The sequence below is a fragment of the Micromonospora sp. 4G55 genome (assembly GCF_016803375.1).
Genome location: NZ_JAEVHN010000318.1, coordinates 1 through 6,850 on the forward strand (window position 1 = coordinate 1; position 6,850 = coordinate 6,850).

Genomic DNA, 6,850 nt, shown 5'->3' on the forward strand with positions numbered 1-6,850 from the left:
CACCGCGTCGGCGTTGGTGGAGCCGGTCTCGGGCCGCAGGTCGAGCCGGCGCCAGGGCCCGTGCGGCGCGGTCAGCGCGCGGGCCAGCCGCGCCGCCGACAGCGGCGGGCGGTCCAGATCCGTGTACGGCGAGCCCGGCATCCCGTCAGCCTACGGGCCCGGCGACGGAGGGTATTGAGGCGTACTGCACAGCGGCGTCGTCCTGAACCATCGTTATATTCCCTGGGTGACTACCGAGACCGGGATCAACATCCACAGCACCGCGGGCAAGCTGGCGGACCTGGAGCGACGGGTCGACGAGGCGGTGCACGCCGGGTCGGCGCGCGCGGTCGAGAAGCAGCACGCGCGGGGTAAGAAGACCGCCCGGGAGCGGATCGAGCTGCTGCTCGACGAGGGCTCCTTCGTCGAGCTGGACGAGCTGGCCCGGCACCGGTCGACGGCCTTCGGGCTGGAGAAGAACCGCCCGTACGGCGACGGCGTGGTCACCGGCTACGGCACCGTCGACGGCCGGCAGGTCTGCGTCTTCGCCCAGGACTTCACCGTCTTCGGCGGCTCCCTCGGCGAGGTCTTCGGCGAGAAGATCGTCAAGGTGATGGACCTGGCCATGAAGATCGGCTGCCCGGTGGTCGGCATCAACGACTCCGGCGGCGCCCGGATCCAGGAGGGGGTCGCCTCCCTCGGGCTCTACGGCGAGATCTTCTTCCGCAACGTCCGGGCCAGCGGCGTCATCCCGCAGATCTCGCTGATCATGGGCCCGTGCGCGGGCGGCGCGGTCTACTCCCCGGCGGTCACCGACTTCACCGTGATGGTCGACCAGACCTCGCACATGTTCATCACCGGCCCGGACGTCATCAAGACGGTCACCGGCGAGGACGTGGCGATGGAGGAGCTGGGCGGCGCCCGCACCCACAACTCGCGCAGCGGCAACGCGCACTACCTCGCCACCGACGAGGAGGACGCGATCGAGTACGTCAAGGCGCTGCTGTCGTACCTGCCGTCGAACAACCTCGACGAGCCCGTCGTGTACGAGGCCCCGGCCGACCTCGACATCTCCGAGGAGGACCGGGAGCTGGACACGCTGATCCCGGACTCGGCCAACCAGCCGTACGACATGCACCGGGTCATCGAGCACGTGCTCGACGACGGCGAGTTCCTGGAGGTGCAGCCGCTCTACGCGCAGAACCTCGTCATCGGCTACGGCCGGGTCGAGGGGCGCCCGGTCGGCGTGGTGGCCAACCAGCCGATGCACTTCGCCGGCACCCTGGACATCGCCGCCAGCGAGAAGGCCGCCCGGTTCGTGCGTACCTGCGACGCGTTCAACATCCCGGTGCTGACCTTCGTGGACGTTCCCGGTTTCCTCCCCGGCACCGGCCAGGAGTGGGACGGCATCATCCGACGCGGCGCGAAGCTGATCTACGCGTACGCCGAGGCGACCGTCCCGAAGGTCACCGTGATCACCCGCAAGGCCTACGGCGGCGCGTACGACGTGATGGGCTCCAAGCACCTCGGCGCGGACCTGAACTTCGCCTGGCCGACCGCGCAGATCGCGGTGATGGGCGCGCAGGGCGCGGTGAACATCCTCTACCGCTCGGAGCTGGCCGGCGCTGAGGACCCGGCCGCGGTCCGGGCCGAGAAGATCGCCGAGTACGAGGACACCCTGGCCAACCCGTACATCGCCGCCGAACGCGGCTACGTCGACAGCGTGATCCCGCCGCACGAGACCCGCGCCCAGATCGTCCGCGCGCTGCGGGTGCTGCGCACCAAGCGGGAGACCCTGCCGCCGAAGAAGCACGGCAACATCCCGCTGTAGCGGGCGTTACCGAAGATCCCCGCGTCCCTGGTGGCCGCGGGGATCTTCCGGTTCAGCAGCGCGGGTCGGCGGCGACGCAGAGCCGACCGGCGGCGGTGCGACCGAGCCCCTCCAGGTCGGCCTGGCTCAGGCCGGGGCCCGGCCGGGTGTCGTCGGCCTGGAGGGTGTTCGGCCCGGTGGTGATCACGGTGACCAGGTCACCGACCCGGACCACCATGGTGGCCTCGACCGGCGGGAGCTTGCCCAGGGTACGGCCGTCGGCGACGCTGACCGGCGCCAGCGACACGTGGCGCAGCAGCACGGACTCGTCGCCGGCGAAACCGCTGACCGACCGCTCCCAGCGGTGCTGGGTCACGGTCGCCACCGTCCCACCCCCCAGCTGCCCCGACCCCGTGAGCTTCCACTTCGCGCAGGCGTCGAGCAGCACGGCGACGGTGCCGAAGAGCAGCCGGCCCTGCGCCGGGTCGATGCGGTAGACGTCCTGGGTGAGCACCGGTGCCGCGGCCCCGTCGACCGCCGGCCGGAGCAGGGTCTGCGACCGGGAATAGCGCGACGTCGCTGCCGCTGCCGACGGCACACCCCGCTCGCGGCCGCACGCCTCCAGCAGCGGATCGACCCGCACCGCCTCGCCCAGGCCGGCCTCACTGATCTGCACGTCGGTCTTCAGCCGCACGTCCCGCGCCGAGAGCATCGCCTCCCACGGGATCTCGGCCGGCCCGGCGGCCGCCGTCGACGAGGGGACGGCCGCCACCGGCGGCGCGGGAGGCACCGGCGTCCCTGACCGGGCCGCCGCAAGGTACCCGGAACCGGAGAGCACCGCGAGTACGGCGGTCGCCGCCAGCGTCGCCGTCCGCCGGCTGCGTCGCCGGGCCCGGGCGCGGATCTCCGCCGGCTCGGCCCAGCGGACCCCACCGAGGTCCCGGTGCAGCCGGTCGACGAAGTGCAGGTCCTCACGCATCAGGCCTCCTCCAGGTCAGAGACGGCGAGCAGCCCGGCCAGCGCGGCGCGCCCCCGGGAGAGCCGGGCCTTCACCGTGCCGACGGGGGCCTCGGTCTGCCGGGCCACCTCGGCCACGGGCATGCCGAGCAGGTAGTACAGGGCGAGCGCGGTGCGCTGCTCCTCGGGAAGCCGGCGCAGCGCGGCGACCACCTCGACCGTGTCGACGCCGGGGCCGGGCACGCTCTCCTCGACGCCGTGCCGCAGATACGCCCGGGCGCGACTGCGCAGGCTGCGCCAGCGGCTGACCGCGATGCGGGACGCCACCACCCGCACCCACGCCTCCGGGTCGTCGTACCCGCTCACCGTCGACCAGCGCTGCCAGGCCCGGATGTACGCCTCCTGGACGGCATCCTGCGCCTCGGTCACGTTGCCGGTCAGCACGTAGACGAAGCCGAGCAGCCGTTGCCGGCTGCCCCGGTAGAACTCGTCGAACCCGTCGACGTCGGGCACGTGCTCACCTCCCGTGGCGTTCGGAGGAGACACGCGCGGCGGCACCACGCCGGTTGCCGGGATCAGGCGATCATCTTCGCCAGCTCCGCGGGCGGGAAGCCGCCGGCCGGGATCCGCTCCCGGGCCGCCCGGCGCACCGCGTACGCGACGGCGGCGTTGGCCGGCGTCGGCACCCCGTGCAGCCGACCGAGCAGGACGATCTCGCCGTTGAGGTGGTCGACCTCGGTGGAGCCGACGCCCCGGGCCAGGCTCTGCCAGGTGGAGCTGCCGGTGCGCTCCTGCCCGTCGACCGGCCGGTGCCCGACCCGGTCGCCCCGCTCGGCGGCCTCCTCCTCGGTGCTGGTGTGCGCGATCCCGGCCGCGGCGAGCACCGCCTGCCCCTCCGCGCGGACCCGGTCGCGCAGGTCGGCGGGGACGTCCCGCCGAGCAACGCCTGCAGCCCGTTGCCGAGGTTGGCCAGCAGCTTGCCGTACTTCCACCGCATCACGTCGTCGCGCACCGGGGCGACGAAGCCGGCGCCGGTGAGGTCGGCGGCCACCGCGTGGTCCAGCGGGTCCGAGCCGGCCGGGTAGCGCCCGAGGTGCAGCATGCCCGGGTGCGGGTACCCGTTGGCGACGACCACGCCCGGCTCCAGGTGGGTGGCGGGCAGCCAGACGCAGACCGCGTGCACCCGGGCGAAGAGCCGCAGCGCCGCCGGCTCGTTGGCCACCCCGTTCTGGGCGGTGAACAGCGGCAGCCGCTCCCCCGCCGTACCGCCACCGGCGACCGGCGCGTCCGCCCAGACGGCCAGCGCGGCCGGGGTGTCCTGCGACTTGACGGTGAGCACCAGGACGGTGTCGGCGGGCAGCGGCCGCTCCCCGGGAGCGTCGGTGGCGGCCCGCGCCAGGTCGCCGTGCCCTCCGGGGTGCGCAGGGTCAGCCCGTCCCGGCGGATCGCGTCCAGGTGCGCGCCGCGGGCCACCAGCGTCACGTCGTGGCCGGCCTCCCCCAGCCGTACGCCGATGGTGCCGCCGACCGCGCCCGCCCCGATGATCACGTACCGCATGCGGCCATTCTGCTCCCCCGACCGGTCAGATCGTCAGGCCGGCGTCGGTGAGGATCGGGCCGGCGAGCAGCGCCGCGCCGACGGCCAGGGCGAGCAGGTTCACCAGGGCGAACACGGTCACCCAGAACAGCGCGGGGAACGGGGTCAGCCGGGCCAGCTGGTCGGCGTCGGACTGCGGCATCCGTCCCCGGCTGCGCAACCGTTGCAACTCCACCACCGGCCGTACCCCGCCGAGGAGCAGGAACCAGACGCCGGTCCAGGCGAAGGCGGCCTGCACCTGCGGCGAGGCGTACCAGGAGACCGCGAGCACCACCCCGCCGGTGACCAGCAGCGACAGCACGCCGAAGACGTTGCGGATCATCACCAGCATGGCCAGCAGCAGCGCCACCGCCACCCAGAGCAGCAGGGTGATCCGGTTGCCGCCGAGCAGCCAGGCCCCGGCGAGGCCGACCAGCGACGGGGCGACGTACCCGGCCAGCAGGGTGAGGATCATGCCGGGACCGGTGGGGCGGCCGGCGGAGAGGGTCAGGCCGGAGGTGTCCGAGTGCAGCCGGATGCCGTGCAGCCGCGCCCGGTGAGCAGGGCGGCGAGGGCGTGGCCGCCCTCGTGCGCGATGGTCACCGCGTTGCGGGCGACCCGCCACGGCAGCCGGGTGGCGACCACTACCAGCGCGACGACGGCGGTGACCAGGACGAGCAGCGGGGGTGGGTCGGGCTGCGCGCCGAGGAGTCTGTCCCAGAGGTCGCCCAGCCCGTCGATCGGCACCATGGGCGGGGAGCCTACCGGCACGCCGCGGCTGACCGATACCGATCAGAAGGCGAGCCACATACGGACGTCGATGAAAATTTCCTTAGCCCCTCTTGCGATCTAGGGCAACTACCTCCAAGGATTGGCGTCAATCAATCGGCGTCCCTGGAGGCATCCATGACCCGTCCCACGTTTTCGCTGCGCCGGCTCCTCGCCGCCGGCCTCACCGTCGTCGCCACCGCGGCGGCGGCCCTCGTCGCCACCGCCGGACCGGCGGCCGCGGCCACCACCCCCGGCATCGACGTCTCTCGCTACCAGGGCACCATCAACTGGACCAGCGTCCGCAACGCCGGCATCCAGTTCGCCTTCATCAAGGCCACCGAGGGTACGAGCTACAAGGACCCGAACTTCAACGCCAACTACACCAACTCCTACTACGCCGGCGTGATCCGTGGGGCGTACCACTTCGCCCGGCCGAACATCTCCGCCGGCTCGACCCAGGCCGCCTACCTGGCCTCCAACGGCGGCGCCTGGTCGGCGGACAGCCGCACCCTCCCGGCGGCACTGGACCTCGAGGCCAACCCGTACAGCGGCGGCTACTGCTACGGCCTGACCACGACCGGCATGCGGAACTGGGTCCAGGACTTCCTCAACACATACCGGTCCCGCACCGGCCGGTACGCGGTCATCTACACCACGACGAGCTGGTGGAACCAGTGCACCGGCAGCTGGACCGCGCCGTGGGCGAACCACCCGCTCTGGATCGCCCGCTGGTCGAGCACCGTCGGCACCCTGCCGGCCGGCGCCCCGTTCTGGAGCTTCTGGCAGTACACCAGCACCGGCTCCGTCTCCGGGATCAGCGGCAACGTCGATCGCAACTACTGGAACGGCGACCGGACCCGGCTGATCGCGCTGGCCAACAACACCTGATCCGCAGCCCACACGAGTCGGCGGCAGCGGGACCGGTGATCAACCGGTCCGGCTGCCGCCGTCGTCTGTTCGCGTTCAGGCCCTCCGTCGCGTGGCCATCGACACGGGCACGGCCTCCTCGCCGGCCAGTGCGGACCGCCGGGACAGGCGCCACGCGGCGACTCCGGCGGCGGTGACCGTCACGACGGCGAGCAGCGCGACCAGCGCCGGCATACCGGCACTGACCAGGAGCAGGACGATGTCGCCCAGGGCGACGAGCATCCACAGTGCCAGCCGCGGGCGGGCGTCCTTGCGTCGGTAACCCATGTCGTGCCTCCTTCCGTCGTCGCGGGAGAGATACCCCGCTCGACGGAAGGTCATGCGAATCGGATTCGCAGAGACGCGATTCCCGTGGCGTCAGTTCTGCCGGTCGGGCTTGAACCCCTTGACGATCTGGTCGAAGGTGGCGAGGTTGGCCTGCCAGTCCTTGTCGGCGACCTCCCACCGGATGGCGTAGCCCCGGTTGCTGGCCGTGACGAAGCCCCGGTTCCGCACGTGAATCCGGGTGTTGTCCCGGCTCTCCAGCCACTCCCAGTCCGCGCAGGTCCGGTGCCAGTCGCAGCGCTCGATGCCGAGCAGCTGGTAGTTGCTGACGAACTTGCGGCGGTCCGGCTCGATCGCCTTCCAGTCCGCGTACGCGTCGGGCTTCGGGTTGCTCGTCCACTGCACGAGCATTTCGCCCACCCCGCCACGCTGGAAGAACACGACCGTGTCCGAGCTCGTGCGGCGGGCGCTCCAGCCCGGCGGGAGGGGAATCGAGAAGGTCGGCCCCTTGTGCAGGCTCCAGCCCGCCGGCAGCGCGTTCGGGTCCGTCGACGGGGTGGCCGAGGG

The 6,850-nt window shown here is 72.5% G+C and carries 7 protein-coding genes and 3 pseudogenes; 2 read left to right on the top strand and 8 right to left on the bottom strand.

The genetic code is table 11. From position 1 onward, the window contains the following. Positions 1 to 141, bottom strand: a pseudogene (locus JNW89_RS22665) (biotin--[acetyl-CoA-carboxylase] ligase); the annotation flags it as partial. Between the two features lie 85 nt (positions 142 to 226). Between JNW89_RS22665 and JNW89_RS22670 the strand changes: the two are divergent. Then, complete coding sequence (locus JNW89_RS22670; protein ID WP_238450425.1) at positions 227 to 1,810, top strand: acyl-CoA carboxylase subunit beta; 1,584 nt, start codon at positions 227 to 229, stop codon at positions 1,808 to 1,810. 52 nt (positions 1,811 to 1,862) lie between these two features. On the opposite strand, the gene JNW89_RS22675 is transcribed toward JNW89_RS22670, so the two are convergent. The 5 genes and pseudogenes from JNW89_RS22675 to JNW89_RS22695 form a co-directional block, all read right to left on the bottom strand. Then, positions 1,863 to 2,768 (bottom strand): hypothetical protein, encoded by a 906-nt coding sequence (locus JNW89_RS22675; protein WP_238450426.1) that lies wholly within the window; start codon positions 2,766 to 2,768, stop codon positions 1,863 to 1,865. Next, positions 2,768 to 3,259 (bottom strand): SigE family RNA polymerase sigma factor, encoded by a 492-nt coding sequence (locus tag JNW89_RS22680; RefSeq protein WP_154939573.1) that lies wholly within the window; start codon positions 3,257 to 3,259, stop codon positions 2,768 to 2,770. Before JNW89_RS22680 ends, JNW89_RS22675 begins: the two co-directional genes overlap by 1 nt. Before the next feature lie 62 nt (positions 3,260 to 3,321). Continuing rightward, entirely contained in the window at positions 3,322 to 3,738 is a 417-nt protein-coding gene (locus JNW89_RS22685; RefSeq protein WP_238450427.1) for a ketopantoate reductase C-terminal domain-containing protein, read from the bottom strand. Between the two features lie 4 nt (positions 3,739 to 3,742). Continuing rightward, on the bottom strand, positions 3,743 to 4,303 hold the full coding sequence (locus tag JNW89_RS22690) for a ketopantoate reductase family protein (RefSeq protein WP_238450428.1): 561 nt from the start codon (positions 4,301 to 4,303) through the stop codon (positions 3,743 to 3,745). Between the two features lie 25 nt (positions 4,304 to 4,328). Next, positions 4,329 to 5,071 (bottom strand): annotated as a pseudogene (locus JNW89_RS22695) (M50 family metallopeptidase). Positions 5,072 to 5,227: 156 nt separating this feature from the next. On the opposite strand from JNW89_RS22695, the gene JNW89_RS22700 reads away from it, so the two are divergent. Continuing rightward, entirely contained in the window at positions 5,228 to 5,980 is a 753-nt protein-coding gene (locus JNW89_RS22700; RefSeq protein WP_238450429.1) for a GH25 family lysozyme, read from the top strand. Positions 5,981 to 6,055: 75 nt separating this feature from the next. On the opposite strand, the gene JNW89_RS22705 is transcribed toward JNW89_RS22700, so the two are convergent. After that, positions 6,056 to 6,286, bottom strand: a complete 231-nt coding sequence (locus tag JNW89_RS22705; RefSeq protein ID WP_154939582.1) for a hypothetical protein — start codon at positions 6,284 to 6,286, stop codon at positions 6,056 to 6,058. Between the two features lie 90 nt (positions 6,287 to 6,376). Beyond that, positions 6,377 to 6,850, bottom strand: a pseudogene (locus JNW89_RS22710) (serine/threonine protein kinase); the annotation flags it as partial.